General features: G+C 31.9%; 12 protein-coding genes. 4 read left to right on the top strand and 8 right to left on the bottom strand.

Going from position 1 to position 14,745, the window contains the following annotated elements:
* Nucleotides 1–99: 99 nt before the first annotated feature.
* The 3 genes from ACN4EE_RS18820 to ACN4EE_RS18810 all read right to left on the bottom strand — a co-directional run bounded on the left by ACN4EE_RS18820 (nt 100) and on the right by ACN4EE_RS18810 (nt 5,309).
* Complete coding sequence (locus ACN4EE_RS18820; RefSeq protein ID WP_431708026.1) at nt 100–2,601, bottom strand: EAL domain-containing protein; 2,502 nt, start codon at nt 2,599–2,601, stop codon at nt 100–102.
* 242 nt (nt 2,602–2,843) lie between these two features.
* Complete coding sequence (locus tag ACN4EE_RS18815; RefSeq protein ID WP_431708025.1) at nt 2,844–4,043, bottom strand: class I SAM-dependent methyltransferase; 1,200 nt, start codon at nt 4,041–4,043, stop codon at nt 2,844–2,846.
* A 27-nt stretch (nt 4,044–4,070) separates the two neighbouring features.
* Nucleotides 4,071–5,309, bottom strand: coding sequence for a GAF domain-containing sensor histidine kinase (locus ACN4EE_RS18810; protein ID WP_431708024.1), 1,239 nt, complete (start codon nt 5,307–5,309; stop codon nt 4,071–4,073).
* 216 nt (nt 5,310–5,525) lie between these two features.
* On the opposite strand from ACN4EE_RS18810, the gene rsmA reads away from it, so the two are divergent.
* The 4 genes from rsmA (at nt 5,526) to ACN4EE_RS18790 (ending at nt 11,864) form a co-directional block, all read left to right on the top strand.
* Nucleotides 5,526–6,344 (top strand): 16S rRNA (adenine(1518)-N(6)/adenine(1519)-N(6))-dimethyltransferase RsmA, encoded by an 819-nt coding sequence (gene rsmA, locus ACN4EE_RS18805; protein ID WP_431708023.1) that lies wholly within the window; start codon nt 5,526–5,528, stop codon nt 6,342–6,344.
* A 202-nt stretch (nt 6,345–6,546) separates the two neighbouring features.
* Complete coding sequence (locus tag ACN4EE_RS18800; protein ID WP_431708022.1) at nt 6,547–7,629, top strand: NAD(P)/FAD-dependent oxidoreductase; 1,083 nt, start codon at nt 6,547–6,549, stop codon at nt 7,627–7,629.
* Between the two features lie 169 nt (nt 7,630–7,798).
* Entirely contained in the window at nt 7,799–9,763 is a 1,965-nt protein-coding gene (locus ACN4EE_RS18795; RefSeq protein WP_431708021.1) for an alpha-amylase family glycosyl hydrolase, read from the top strand.
* Between the two features lie 304 nt (nt 9,764–10,067).
* Complete coding sequence (locus tag ACN4EE_RS18790) at nt 10,068–11,864, top strand: ABC transporter ATP-binding protein (protein WP_431708020.1); 1,797 nt, start codon at nt 10,068–10,070, stop codon at nt 11,862–11,864.
* 273 nt (nt 11,865–12,137) lie between these two features.
* Here the strand turns inward: ACN4EE_RS18790 and ACN4EE_RS18785 are convergent, their stop codons facing one another.
* From ACN4EE_RS18785 to ACN4EE_RS18765, 5 genes are all read right to left on the bottom strand, one after another.
* The gene (locus ACN4EE_RS18785; RefSeq protein WP_431708019.1) at nt 12,138–12,344 is read right to left on the bottom strand and encodes a TPR end-of-group domain-containing protein; all 207 of its coding nucleotides are present in this window, start codon (nt 12,342–12,344) and stop codon (nt 12,138–12,140) included.
* A 107-nt stretch (nt 12,345–12,451) separates the two neighbouring features.
* Nucleotides 12,452–12,772, bottom strand: a complete 321-nt coding sequence (locus tag ACN4EE_RS18780) for a type II toxin-antitoxin system RelE family toxin (protein WP_431708018.1) — start codon at nt 12,770–12,772, stop codon at nt 12,452–12,454.
* Nucleotides 12,735–13,022, bottom strand: coding sequence for a DUF2281 domain-containing protein (locus ACN4EE_RS18775; protein WP_431708017.1), 288 nt, complete (start codon nt 13,020–13,022; stop codon nt 12,735–12,737). The genes ACN4EE_RS18780 and ACN4EE_RS18775 overlap by 38 nt, the downstream gene beginning before the upstream one ends.
* 240 nt (nt 13,023–13,262) lie before the next feature.
* Nucleotides 13,263–13,463 (bottom strand): DUF2283 domain-containing protein, encoded by a 201-nt coding sequence (locus tag ACN4EE_RS18770; RefSeq protein ID WP_431708016.1) that lies wholly within the window; start codon nt 13,461–13,463, stop codon nt 13,263–13,265.
* 205 nt (nt 13,464–13,668) lie between these two features.
* Nucleotides 13,669–14,574 carry a tetratricopeptide repeat protein gene (locus ACN4EE_RS18765; RefSeq protein ID WP_431708027.1) on the bottom strand — a complete coding sequence of 302 codons (906 nt, stop codon included), beginning with the start codon at nt 14,572–14,574 and terminating at the stop codon, nt 13,669–13,671.
* Nucleotides 14,575–14,745: the final 171 nt, after the last annotated feature.

The raw sequence follows: 14,745 nt of genomic DNA, 5'->3' as shown, positions 1-14,745 counted from the left end.
ATTTTTTGTCTTAAATCCAAAGAATAAGGACGCATTACATTAATGTTGATATAGTCAAAAATTTTCTTCTAAAATTGTACCTCATCTTTTTGATAAACGCTATATTATAAAACCTTCTTGAGAAACAGACTTGAGAAATTCCGTTGCGTCATCTACCGATAAAGGATGACTAAAGAAATAACCTTGCATAATTTCACATTGTAATTCTTTTAATAATTGTAACTGTTCTTTGGTTTCAATACCTTCGGCGACTACCTGTAAATCAAATCCTTTTCCTAAAGTAATCACTGCGGAAATAATCGCTAAATCTTGGGGTTCATTTTTCAATTCTCGCACGAAACTTTGATCTATTTTTATCTTTTGAAATGGGAATTTTTTTAGGTATCCTAAAGAAGAATATCCTGAACCAAAATCATCCATAGATATAGAAATACCTAACTCTATGAATCGATCGAGAATATCCTTAGTTAAGTCTGGATGATCAATTATACTGCTTTCGGTGATCTCTAATTCTATATATTTGGGATCAAGTTTTGTTTGCTCTATAATTTGTTTAAAAATGGAGACTAAATTTTGTTGTTGAAATTGTCTAGGGGATAAATTAACCGCTATTTTAATCGGATTTAACCCCATTTTTTGCCATGTTTTATTCTGAGAACAAGCTGTAAATAAAACCCATTCTCCTAAAGCATTTATCAACCCCGTTTCTTCCGCAATAGGGATAAACTGAATGGGAGATACCTTCCCTAAAATGGGATGTTGCCAACGAATTAAGGCTTCCATGCCTACTACTTGGCTAGTTTTGACGTTGATTTGCGGTTGATAGTATAATTCAAATTGATTTTGCTTTAAGGCTTCGTATAAATAACCTTCCATACGCAATAATTCTTTTTGTTGCCTATTCATGGAAGGATTGTAATATTGATAGTTATTACCTCCTTTATTTTTTATTTCATATAATGCGGTATCTGCATTTTTTAACAAGGTTTCAAGGTTGTCTCCATCTTGAGGATAAATGGCAATCCCAATACTTAAATAAGCACGAAGTTGATATTCCATTATCAAGAAAGGTTGTTTTAAAGACTGAAAAATCCTGTTAGCCACCACCGCCACATCATGGGGATGCTTGATTTCTGACAGAAGAATGGTAAATTCATCTCCTCCCCAACGCGCAATTAAATCAGAGTTTCTTAAACAATCCCTCATTCTATGGGCTACTTCTTGTAATAATTTGTCGCCCACATCATGCCCTAGGGTGTCGTTAACATTTTTAAATCTATCTAAGTCGATAAACATAATGGCAAATTGATATTTATATCTTTGCGCTCGCGCGATGGTTTTGTGCAATTGTTCATTAAATAGGTTACGATTTCCTAATTCTGTCAATAAATCATGACAAGCCTGATAACGTAACATTTCTTCCGCAAGTTTTCTTTCAGTTATATCCCTAACAGCGTAACAGATAAATTCTTTCGCACTATAATAAATAGTACTAATATTAACTTCTACATGAATTAAAGTACCTTCTTTATGACGATGGATTGACTCTTGAGTTACATTTAATCGATCGCGCAGTACTTTTCTTATAATACTATCACTGATTTCCGAATCTGTAGCGACTAAATCTGACAATTTGAGAGATAAAATTTCTTGATTGGTATAGCCGATTAAAGTACAATAGGCGTTGTTTGCCTCAATAATTTGTTTTGTGATAGGATCGATGAGAATAATTCCTTCTGATATTTGTCTGACAACGGCACGATATTTTTCTTCACTTTCTCGTAAAGCGTTTTCAATACTATCTCTTTCACTAAAGGAAAATATATAACTTTTAATTTCAGTTTTATCTTTAATAAAATAGGCGTATTGAGTGTAATTATGTTCTTTATATTTTACTTCTCTAATGCAAAAACCTTTCTCGCTTTCTTCCAAATCTACAATTAAATTTTTAATAAAAGGATTGCCTTTATACACTTCTCTAAAATTGGTAAATTTATCTTTAAAAAGACTATTCGTATAGGTTATTTTATTATCAAGATCGAGCGAAATGATGGGACAATATAAATCAGTATTTTGATTATGTAAAATATATAAAATTTCTTCAATAAAAAAATTCTTTTTATCTTCTTTTCCTGTTAGAGTTGTTGCGCCTTTTGAAATAAAAGTTTCGACGATAGTATCTGTAGAGTCATCTTGAGTTAATGTCGAACTAATATTATCATTAGAAATATAAAATTCTTCGCTATTCTTTTCATTATAAATAAGATAGGTAACTTCAACTTGATCTCCACCTATAGTAATTTTATCACCTGATTTTAATTCATGGGATAAAGACTTAATACCATTTACAAATAAGCCATTAGCACTACGATTTCCTTTTAAATCTCCATCAATAATCCAGAATAATTCTTGTTGGTTTTTATCTTTATATTTAACGGGTAAAATAGAACAATGATAGCGAGAAATAGTGGGATGATGAATAACAATACTATTGCTAGAATGACGACCTATAGAGTAAACTTCATTTTTTAAGATAATATTTTGTTTAATATTATCGTATTCTATTTTTAATAAGTGTTGATGTTCTGCGGTATCATTCATATTGACAAATAGGCAACGGATATAGATCAGATATATAAGTTAATTATATAGCAATAGTAAATCAGTTATAACAATTATTTTCTCGTAAAAGAGAATAGGAAAAAGTGTTTTTTGAAATACTCAATTTATGATCTTGTTAAGTATAGTATAATCAAAAAAATCAGTAGTTTTTAATAATATTAAAATAAACACTTAGAGACTTTCAGTATTTAAAGAAATTTTTTATAATTAATTCTTAATTCTTAATTCTTAATTCTTAATTCTTTAGGAAAGCCTTTTAGGGGATGTTGACTTTGATGAAATGAAAGGTTTTTGCTTTGCAATAAAACACCAAAATTTCCTAAGCCTTCAGGATTGATTAAATTATGTAATTCCTGTCGTCTTTGCAAAATAGTCGTTAAGGACATTTTACCATTAGATAATTCGTTTAGTCGATCGCCTAATCCCAAACCCATTAAAAATAAGGCTTGTTTTGTATAAGCCAAAGTATTTAAACCAAATAATTCACCATATTTTTGTAAGGCAGTAAAGTTGACATGAGAAGTAATATCTTGATGTCCAATATTGACATAGGGGTTATTATGATGACGGTGTTGATAATAACATTTTAAAGTTCCTTCACTGCGCTGGGGATGATAATATTTATCAGCAGTATAACCATAGTCGATCGAAAGTAAATAACCTTTTTCTAGTTTATCAGAAATTTGTTTTAACCAATCAATAGCTTGTAAATTTACTTCTGTTTGATAGTTTTCAGGATAAATATTTGAAGTAAATTTTATTCCTATTATATTGAAATATTCTCTGATTTTTTTTTGAGAGAGAGAATCATAATTTATGACTAAAATATTGTCTTTTTCTGTAAGATAAATTTCTTCTAATTTGTTGTCGGAAAATCTGATTAAATGAACAGGCATAGCGTCAATTAATTCATTACTAAAGACACAACCCATCAGACAATTGTCAGCAATAGAGTCTAAATCTGTCCAAGTTATGGGAATAATATTAGTAAATTTTTCTCTTAATAAATCCTGTTGTTTTTGTTTTAAAATATCTGATTTTTCAATAATTATATATTCTACATTCGGTATTAAATAAGGATAATTATTAATAATAAAGGTTAAAATATTTTTAGCTAAAGTACCATTTCCTGCTCCCATTTCTACTATTTTAAAGTTAGTAGGTTTTTCTAATATTTCCCAAAATTGATATAATTGAACCGCTAATAATTCCCCTAAATCAGAGGATAACGACGCAGAAGTGTAAAAGTCTCCCTCTTTTCCAATAATGGTTTTTTCTGAGTTATAATAACCATAATTTCGATCGAACAGACACAAATCCATATATTGAGCAAAAGTTATTTTTTTCTCTGGAGAGTTATTAATAATCTCGAAAATTTTGTTTAATAAAGGATTGTCTAAGGTTGCTTTTCGATCGTTCATTACTAATTTATAATATGATGAAAAAGTTTAAATAATTATGTTTTCAAGAGAATTCAGGGGAATGGTAAAACTAAAAATTGAGCCTTTACCTATTTCTGATGTTACCCAAATTTTACCGCCGTTTTGTTCGACAAATTCTTGACATAATAATAACCCTAATCCTGTGCCTGTTTCTCCACAAGTGCCTTCTTTACTGCAACAGGATTCAATTTTAAATAATTTTTCTATCTGTTGCGGTGTCATGCCAATTCCCGTGTCAATAATATCAACTTGAGCAAAGTTTTCATGTTGACGAATTTTAGTCTCAATTGTGCCTCCTTGATGAGTAAATTTTATGGCGTTAGAAATCAAATTTTGCAGGGTGCAAGATAACATATTATTATCGCTATAAACTTCGGGACAACAATCTGTATTTAGTTTTAGTTCGATCGATTTTTGTTGAGCAGTATTTGATAAAATTAGAATAATATTTTTGACTAAATCACAAAGATCAATTTTGATAGGTTTACACTTCATTTTCCCCGTTTCTAACATTGACCATTGTAAAAGATTTTTGAGTAACTTTAAATTTTGTTTTCCCGAAGTATAAATATCAGTAGCTAACTCTTCTATATCCTCCAACGACATATTTCTGACATTATCTTTAAGAATTTCTGTAAAACCTAAAAGAGTGTTAAAAGGTGCTTTTAAATCATGGGCAATAATGGAGAAAAATTTATCTTTACTAGCATTTAATTCTCTTAATTCTTGAGAATATTTCTGCAATTTTTTAAAAGCTATTCTTAATTCTAATTGACTGATAACTTGTTTGGCTAAAATTCGTAAAGCGTTTAATTGTTCGGATGTTAATTGTTTTGGTTTAGTATCAATAACACAAAGTGTACCCAAAGCATAGCCTTCGGGAGTGATTAAAGGCGCACCTGCATAAAAACGAATATTAGGAGGATTGGCGACAACAAGGGGATTATCAAAAAATCGCTCGTCTTGAGAGGCATCTTCCACCAATAAAATATCATCTTCAAGAATGGCATGGGCGCAAAAAGCCAAATCTCGTGACGTTTCTCTAGCGGAGATGCCCACTTGAGATTTAAACCATTGTCGGGTACTATCTATTAAACTAATAAGAGCGATGGGTGTACCGCAAATTGAGGAGGCTAATTGAGTAATTTCATCGTAGGCTTTTTCAAACTCGGTGTCTAATATATCATATCTCATTAATGCTCCTATACGTTGTTTTTCGTTTTCAGGTAATGGTGCGCTTTTCATACATTATGTAAGCCCTTTTTTTGACAATCTACAATCCTTTAATTTATTATAAACTAAGACGTACCTAAATAGTGAAAATGGGCAAAAAAATAAAAGTTAAAATACAATAGATATGAAGAATTTAATAAGTTTTTATTAACTTAAATATAATACAGTTACTCTTAATTTTAAATCGATATATTTGCTAATTTTTTGAGATAAATTTTTTAAAAATACATGAATTTTAGACCTAGAAAACAGTTTGGACAACACTGGTTAAAAAATCAAAAAGTCCTTGATCAAATTATTAATAGTGCGCAATTAAGTAAGCTCGATCGAGTCTTAGAAATAGGACCGGGTTTAGGGGTTTTAACAGAAAGAATTTTCCCTTATGTGGATACTCTATTATCTGTGGAGATCGATCGAGATTTGTGTAAAAAATTAGTTAATAAATACGGTAAAATCGATAACTTTTTATTGTTAGAAGGGGATTTTTTAGAGTTAAATTTACCAGAAATTTTACAAAATTTTCCTAAGTTTAATAATTATAATAAAGTGGTGGCAAATATTCCCTATAATATCACAGGTCCGATTATTGAAAAATTGTTAGGTACAATTAGTAAACCTGCCGAAAAACCCCTAGATTCGATCGTGCTATTGGTACAAAAAGAAGTGGGCGATCGACTTGTAGCTGTCCCGAATAATAAAGTATATGGAGCGTTAACCGTCAAAGTGCAGTATCTAGCGGATTGTGAGCAAGTATGTGATGTACCAGCAAAAGACTTTTATCCTCGTCCAAAAGTTGACTCAGTGATAGTGAAAATCACTCCTAGAAAATTAGAGAATCCAGCCCATAATCCCAAATTTTTAGACAGTTTAATTAAGCTGGGATTTGCTAGTAGAAGAAAAATGCTTAAAAATAATTTAAAATCGATTATTACTCCTGAAAAATTAACAGAAATATTAAATAAATTAAACATCAATGATCAAGCTAGAGCAGAAAATTTAAGCCTAGAAGATTGGATACAATTAAGTAATAATTTAGAGTTAACATAATGGTTATTCTACTTTAAGTATGATAAATTATGTCTAAAAAAAGGTATCAGGTGGCAGGTATCAGGTATCAGGTGTAAAAGAGTTAACATAATTTTGAAATTCTCTGTTGTCTTTTTCCTTTTCCTTACCTTCATCAAAAGACTTTTTCAGCATTCCCTATAGGAATTATACTTTTGATCATTATCAATATTAGATCGAATTTATGAGTAAAGTTATTATTATCGGTAGTGGAATTGTGGGAAGTACGATCGCCTATGAATTAAGTCAATATTCCCATTTAGATATTACTTTAATTGATGAAAAAAATCCGGGTACGGGTGCAACGGGGGCGGCTTTAGGTATTTTAATGGGGATTATAAGTCACAAAACTAAGGGTAGGGCATGGCGATTAAGGGAAGGGAGTCTTAAAAGATATGATACCCTTATCCCTGAGTTAGAAGCCTTGACGGGGTTACAAATTCCCTATAATAAGCAAGGGATTGTCAAGTTACTTTTTCCTGATGATGATTTAAGCAAGGGGCAAAATTTAGCTCAGGTTCGATCGAACCAAGGGTATAATCTTTTTGTGTGGAGTGTGGATGAGTTAAAAAATCGTTGTCCTGAAATTAATGTAAATGGTTTGTTAGGTGCTGTATATTCGCCGTTCGATCGTCAAATTAACCCCACTTTTCTCACAAAGGCTTTAGTTAAAGGTGCTTCTTTAAAGGGCGTAAACTGTATTTTTGGGGAAAAAGTTGTCAGTCTGGCAACGGAAGGGAAAAATTGTTATGAAGTCAAGTTAGAAACTCGATCGATAAAAGCAGATTGGGTTATCTTAGCGACAGGATTAGGCACATCACCTCTTATTCAATCCCTTGGCTCTAATATATCCGTTAAGCCCGTATTAGGACAAGCATTATTATTAAAACATCCCACATGGCAAATTAAAGATAACTTCTCCCCCGTTATTACGGGAAATGATATTCATATTGTGCCAATGGCAAACGATGAACTTTGGTTAGGTGCTACTGTTGAATTTCCTGATAATCAGGAGCAAATCCTTCCCGACGAAGAATTATTGAAGAATTTACAACAAAGTGCCATCGAATTTTGTCCGAGTTTAGCGACTGCTCCCATAATGTTATCATGGACAGGTAAAAGACCAAGACCCGAAGGAAAATCCGCCCCTATCATCGAAAAACTAGAAAACTACGATAATATTATTTTGGCAACAGGGCATTATCGCAACGGTATATTATTAGCCCCCGCTACGGCTTCATCGGTTGTAGAATTAATTGGATGTTGAACATTTTAGCTTTTTAGGCGAGAAGCTAGGGTGTTGAAATTTGGCTAAATATACAAATGTATTTTCTGTGCTTTTTGAAGACGATCGATATTACTAGCGTTGAATCTAAGACAATATTTTGAGGTAAAATTAAATAGCATTATTAAAAGTATTAAATAATATTATTCCCATGTATGAACAACTATCTCACTCAATATTAAACGAAATTTTAGATCAACTTAAACCAGAAATTACAGAAAAAGAACTCAATCACTTTTATACTCGTTTAGGAGCTAATTTTTATAGTCTATTCTCACTTTTTCAAAAACTTTACGGTAAGCGTCACGATTTTAAGTATCAATTACTAAGATTAGTTGAAGTTATGGCTCGTCAGTATATCATGCGATCGAGCTTCCTCAAACAAAGAGATTTAGCAAGGGAAAAAGATTTTAACTGGTTTTTAAATCAAAAATGGGTAGGCATGACGCTATATGCCGATGGATTTGCCGAAGACTTGCCCGATTTAGCCACAAAAATCGACTATTTTACCGAATTGGGGGTTAACTTAGTCCATATTATGCCCATTTTGGAATGTCCGAAAAATGCCAGTGATGGCGGTTATGCTGTGAGTAACTATCGCAAAATTGACGAAAGAGTAGGAGATTTACAGGATATTCAAGTCATCTCTAACTTGATGAAGGAAAGAGACATTTTACTCGTCTTAGACATCGTAGTAAATCATACCTCCAATGAGCATGAATGGGCTGAAAAAGCAAGACAGGGCGATCGAAAGTATCAGGATTATTACTATATATTTGAGAATAGGGAAATCCCCGATATGTTTGAAAAAACCCTGCCCGAAGTATTCCCTCAAACTGCACCGGGTAACTTTACCTATGATCAAGAAATGAAAAAATGGGTTATGACAGTATTTAATAATTATCAATGGGATTTAAACTATCAAAACCCTGCGGTATTTATCGAAATGCTGGATATATTGCTATTTTGGGCAAATCAAGGGGTGGATATTCTGCGTCTTGATGCTGTTGCCTTCCTCTGGAAAAAAATCGGTGGAAATAGTCAAAATGAAGAAGAAGCCCATATATTATTACAATTATTTAAAGATTGTTGTCAAGTAACCGCCCCGGGTACATTATTTATTGCAGAAGCCATCGTAGCGCCCTTAGAAATCGTTAAATATTTCGGCGAAGATGCCATTAATGCTAAAGAATGTGAAATCGCCTATAACGCTACTTTTATGGCTTTGTTATGGGATGCAGTTGCCACTAAAAATGCTAAATTAATTCGTCAAGGGGTAAGGAATTTACCTGACAAATTAGAAAGGGCAACATGGCTTAATTATATTAGGTGTCATGATGATATTGGTTTAGGTTTTACCGATGACGATATATTTCAAGCGGGTTATGAACCTCGATCGCACCGTCAATTTTTGCTTAACTACTTTTCGGGCAAATTTGACGATACATCAGCTAGAGGCTTGTTATTCGGGCAAAATCCTAAAAATAATGATGCGCGTATCTCTGGCACATTAACTTCTTTGATAGGGTTAGAAAGTGCTTTAGAGGAGGGTAATCAACATAAAATTGATTTGACTATCAAACATATTTTGTTACTTCATAGCATGATTTTTTCCTTCGGTGGTATCCCCTTAATTTACTACGGTGATGAAATTGGCACTCTCAATGATTATTCTTTTATGGGAAACCTGAGTAAAGCTAATGATACTCGATGGGCGCATCGTCCAAAAATTGATTGGCAAAAAGCCGAAAAACGGAAAATAGAAGGCTCGATCGAATATACTATATTTACAGCTTTACAGAGAATGATTAAAGTCAGGAAAGAAATATCAGCTTTTGGAGACTTCAATAATCGAGAATTAATTAATGTTAGTAATCCTCATTTATTTGCCTTTTTAAGAATTGATCCAGAAGAAAAAAACAACGTATTAGTTATAGGTAATTTTGACGCAAATTCTCAATATTTAGACTTAGGAGAAATTCATCATAACCTATTTAGATTATTGAATAGTAACGATATTATTGATTTATACTCAGGAAAAAATCCTACCATGTTTAAAGATCAATTAGTCTTATCACCGTTTCGTTTTTATTGGTTATCAATTAATAAAAATTGAGAATTAAGAAAGGCAAAGGGCAAAGTAGTATTATTCTCCTAGTTTCCTAGTCTCCTAGTCTCCTAGTCTTCCCCTTCTCTTTTCATTACATTTAGTGACATTTAGTGGCTGTGTCTAAGTTCTATGAGTATAGCTTATAATTAATTAGTGTTTGCTGAATAACTCTAAAACTGTTTTTCACCTTCATCAATATTTTTTATTTCCTTACTGAGTATAGCTTATAATTAATTCTTATTCATTCCCAAAAAGAAGGCTTGATTTTTCACTTAAGTACTTATTGGATTATTATATTTAATATAATTAAATGCAGATTAACAAAAAAGAAAATGATTGGGGATTACTCTTAAAAATTGCCCCTTATGCCAAACGAAATTCATCTATTTTATTAATATCTTTACTTTTATTAATTCCTTTATCTTTAGCAGGTGCAGTGCAACCTCTGCTTGTAGGTCAAGCAATTTCTTTACTCAGAAATGAGCCTACATGGTCGTTTTTAAGCACTTATTCTGTATCTAATGCTTTAAAATTACTTAGTTTTATTCTCTTAATTTCTATTATTATTAGAACGGGTTTTCAATCCGTACAAGGTTTTTTAGTGCAAAAAGTTGGGCAAGAAATTACTGCTTTTATTAGAGAAGATTTATTTAATCATGTTACTTCTTTGTCTTCTAGTTTTTTCCATAAAACTCCCGTCGGAAAATTAGTTACTCGCATTACTAATGATGTGGAAGCCTTGGGGGATGTGTTTGCAACGGGTGCCATCGGAATTTTAAGTGATTTAGTGGCGATTTTAGTTATTATCATCACGATGTTTTCCTTACAGTGGCAGTTAGCTTTTATGTTGGTGTTGATGCTGATTCCTGTCACAGCTTTAATTATCTATTTCCAAAAGCAATACCGCAAGGCTAATTATGTGGCGAGGGAAGAATTATCGGTTCTCAACTCCATGCTACAAGAAAATGTGGTAGGTATCAATGTTGTGCAATTATTTGGACGAGAAAAATACAATAGTGAAATTTTTAGAGTGACAAATGATCGATACCGAGTAGCCATTGATAAAACCATCTTCCACGATTCTGCCGTATCCGCTACCCTCGAATGGATTTCTTTAGTTGCCATTGCAGGGGTATTGTGGTTAGGAGGCTTATTAGTTTTAGGAAATAACTTGAGTTTCGGCATATTATCGGCTTTTATCTTATATTCTCAACGATTATTTGATCCTTTACGGCAATTTGCTGACAAATTTACCATGTTTCAATCGGGATTCACTGCGATCGAACGTATCACGGAATTAATGAGTATTCCCTTAGAGATAAAAGACAGAGTTGATAACATTAGCTTCGATAGTAATAAAGAAGACGAGAAAATAGGAGAAATAACCTTTGAAAATGTGTCTTTTGGCTATAAACCCGATGAATATGTCTTAAAAAACCTCAATTTCACCATCAAATCAGGAGAAAAAATTGCTTTAGTCGGTCCCACTGGTGCAGGAAAAAGCTCTATAATTAGGTTATTATGCCGTTTATACGAGCCCACCCACGGACGGATTTTAGTGGACGGTATCGACATCAGAGACATCACCCAAGCGGAATTAAGAAGCCATATCGGGGTAATTTTGCAAGAAAGTTTCATCTTTGCAGGAGATGTGAAACGCAACATCACTTTAGGGGAAGACTACAGTCTTGAGGAAATTCAAAGAGCAGCAAAAATCACTAATATAGACAAATTTATTGAAGGATTACCCCAAGGTTATTATACTCAACTGAGGGAAAGAGGAGCGAACCTTTCGGGGGGGCAAAAACAACTGTTAGCCTTTGCGAGAGTTGCCATTCGTAACCCGAATATCTTGGTTTTAGACGAAGCAACCTCCAGTTTAGATGTGGCTACCGAAGCAGATACTCAACAAGCCTTAGATGAATTATTAGTCAACAAAACTGCTATTATTATTGCCCATCGTCTCTCTACTATTCGTAATGTCGATCGAATTTTTGTCCTTAAACACGGAGAGTTAATTGAGTCTGGAAGCCATGATCAATTATTAACAGAAAATGGACTTTATGCCAGTCTTTATAAACTGCAAATGTTAGCTACTCCTGTCTAATTTAGACTATTTTCAAAGTCGAGATAAAACTGCATTATTGTTAGTCGCTTTAGCAGACTTTTGCTATTAGCTTTGTCAATTTATTGCAAAGCGAGTTATGTTAACTTTATCAGCTAGACTGCTAGATTAGTTATTGATGAAAAGCCATATTCCGCAAAGAAATAAATTTCATTGCTCATAGCACAACTCTACTAAAGTGAGTTAAATGTTACCCAGAATATCTTGTTTTTTTCTAATAAAATAAATTTGTTAATATTTAATCTTTGGAGGTGATTAATTCATTAAACTTTGAAATTCAGGTTCGTTTCTTAACGAATCAAAATCTGAATCAGTTTTAATCTTTTCTCTATATTTTTTGTCCAATTTAATAGCTTGTTTTAAACTTCGCAACGCACCACTAGAATTATCTGATAGTGCATAACAACAAGCGATCTGACTTATAAATTGCGATGTACTAAAGATTATACTTTGAATGTACATAAGTGAATCAATTTAAGATAAAAAGAATACTGAATAAACTCTAAATATGCTCAAAAATGCTTGTATAAGGAGGAGACAACTAAATTAGCAGTTATGATAAGAAAATATTATTTTCTTTCTTTTGCCCTTTCATAAGCTGGATCATGTTCAGCAAAACTAATAATTAATACTCGCTTTGGTGTAGGTTTTTCATAAATACGATAAACCAATCGATAACTGATGTTATTATAATCAATTTCTAAAACACGACAACCTGTCAAATCGCCAGTCAAATTATGACTAGGAATACCTTTAGTTTCATATGGACTAAGAGATAAAACTTTTTGATATTGTAGAAAATCTTTTTTCAGAGCAAAAGGCAAAGCAGATAAATCTTTTGCCGTTACTAAATTATGCAGTTTGATTTGATACCGTTTTTTTGTAGCCACGTTTTTCCAACCATTTTTCTAAAGCAACTTCATCAATTTCTTGATCAATTTCTACCACTGTGTGCCATTTTTCAGGATTATCTTGATCATCTACATCAGCTAAACGCTCTATAGCTCTTTCTTCGGCGGATTTTTTCTGATTTTTTCCTTGATATTTAACCGTTAAAAACTCCACAAAATTTAAAATTTCTTCTTGTTTTTCTGGCGGTAAATATTGCATTTTTTCTGCAACTAAATCGATCGTACTCATGGAGATAAATAATTAATAGTAAAAATTTAAAGTATTGTCGTCAATTCTAACATAGCGATAATCTTATTTATATCTTTACTCGCAAGAGTATTGATTAGATAATTTTGCTCTCCTACAGTAGTTATTATAAATTAGTAGAAAATAATCCTAATTTTGATACTTCCTAAATATGATAGCTCATGGTTTTTATTCCTAATGTTGATCGAATTCTTGTCCTCAAACACGGGGAATTAATCGAAGTTAGACAGCAATAGGAATATTGAAATATTGAGAAGCTGTTGCTTTGTCAGAATCAGGAAAAGGTAAATCAGTAATTGTTAATCCTTGTTTTAACTTCGACTGAAAATCTAAAATTTCAATCCCTACGATATTATCTTCTTTATCATAATCAATGATAATACCGTCTTTTATTTCATCGGAGTCATAAGAAGGAATATCCACAACGGTTTAATTTCTATCCTTTTCTGTAGATTCTCCAATGTGTGCAATGTCCAAAAAAAATTTTTGTTTAATGTCATTAATCTCATTTAGTGTCACTTCCTAAATATTAGACATCTCCAGAAAATATTTTTTCTTGGCTCGTAGTAAGGGCTTCAGCCCTTGTTTTATAAATTATTGGAGAAGTCTATTGAATCTTTGGAGGTGATTAATTCATTAAAATTTGAAATTCAGGTTCATTTCTTAACGAATCAAAATCTGAATCAGTTTTGATATTTTCTTTATATTTTTTGTCCAATTTAATAGCTTGTTTTAAACTTTGCAACGCATCGCTAGAATTACCTAATAGTGCATAGCAACTAGCTATAGTATAAATAATATCTGAATTTTCTTTTTGATATACAAGAGCTTGGTTATAAAGTTCGATCGCTTTATAATATTTTTTCGTATCATAGTAAATATTACCCTGAAAAATTAAAGCCTTATAATTAGTAGGATCATTGTAAAAAGCATTTTTGAAAGAAGTTATAGCCTGATTATATTTTTTTAGGAAGTATAGAGCTACACCTTTGTTTAACCATGCAACAGAATTATTCGGCTCGTAAGATAACACTTTTTTATAAGATTTGATCGCTTTTTGATATTCCTTTAATTCCATAAAAGCATTACCTGTCTTTTCCCATATTTCGGGATGATTAGGTTCATAGGTTAAGAATTTATTATAGTTCTCAATTGCTTTTTGATACTGATTTAATTGGTCATAAGTAATGCCCAGATTACGGTAAACAACAAAATAATCAGGGTTAATTTGAATGGCTTTTTCATAGGCATAAATAGCCTCATCTAGTTTATCGATATAAGATAAATCAGTTCCTAAATTTTCCCATGAAACATAATCATTAGGGTTATATTTTAAAACAGTTTTACTATCTTCAACAGCTTGTTGATACTTTCTAGTTTTACTATACAACAATGCTCTATTATAGTAACATTTACTAAAACTTGGTTGAATTTCAATACATTTATTAAAGTCATTTAGGGCATCTTTATATTCGTGAAGATAGAAATGTGATAAACCTCTATTATTATAGGCAACATATTCTTGTGGATTAATTTCTATTGCCTTAGTCGAATATATTATTGCACCTTCATAATCTTGTTGAATACCTTTTTTATATCCTTTTTCAGCATAAATAGTAACTACCTACGTTAAGTAAATTGATCTATCCAAAAAGAAGATCATAATGATAGAATAATTCCTATGAAAGTCGAAACCCAAATACTT

This window comes from Geminocystis sp. CENA526 (assembly GCF_050753365.1).
In the GTDB taxonomy this organism is placed as follows: domain Bacteria; phylum Cyanobacteriota; class Cyanobacteriia; order Cyanobacteriales; family Cyanobacteriaceae; genus Geminocystis.
This window is presented reverse-complemented; position numbering and strand designations above follow the sequence as displayed.

What these genes read in the sequence shown, in the direction of transcription:
- ACN4EE_RS18810 (WP_431708024.1), bottom strand. Translation starts at nt 5,309, where the DNA reads ATGAAAAGCGCACCATTACCTGAAAACGAAAAACAACGTATAGGAGCA.
- ACN4EE_RS18820 (WP_431708026.1), bottom strand. Translation starts at nt 2,601, where the DNA reads ATGAATGATACCGCAGAACATCAACACTTATTAAAAATAGAATACGAT.
- ACN4EE_RS18775 (WP_431708017.1), bottom strand. Translation starts at nt 13,022, where the DNA reads ATGAGTACGATCGATTTAGTTGCAGAAAAAATGCAATATTTACCGCCA.
- ACN4EE_RS18785 (WP_431708019.1), bottom strand. Translation starts at nt 12,344, where the DNA reads ATGTACATTCAAAGTATAATCTTTAGTACATCGCAATTTATAAGTCAG.
- rsmA (WP_431708023.1), top strand. Translation starts at nt 5,526, where the DNA reads ATGAATTTTAGACCTAGAAAACAGTTTGGACAACACTGGTTAAAAAAT.
- ACN4EE_RS18795 (WP_431708021.1), top strand. Translation starts at nt 7,799, where the DNA reads ATGTATGAACAACTATCTCACTCAATATTAAACGAAATTTTAGATCAA.
- ACN4EE_RS18790 (WP_431708020.1), top strand. Translation starts at nt 10,068, where the DNA reads ATGCAGATTAACAAAAAAGAAAATGATTGGGGATTACTCTTAAAAATT.
- ACN4EE_RS18815 (WP_431708025.1), bottom strand. Translation starts at nt 4,043, where the DNA reads ATGAACGATCGAAAAGCAACCTTAGACAATCCTTTATTAAACAAAATT.
- ACN4EE_RS18800 (WP_431708022.1), top strand. Translation starts at nt 6,547, where the DNA reads ATGAGTAAAGTTATTATTATCGGTAGTGGAATTGTGGGAAGTACGATC.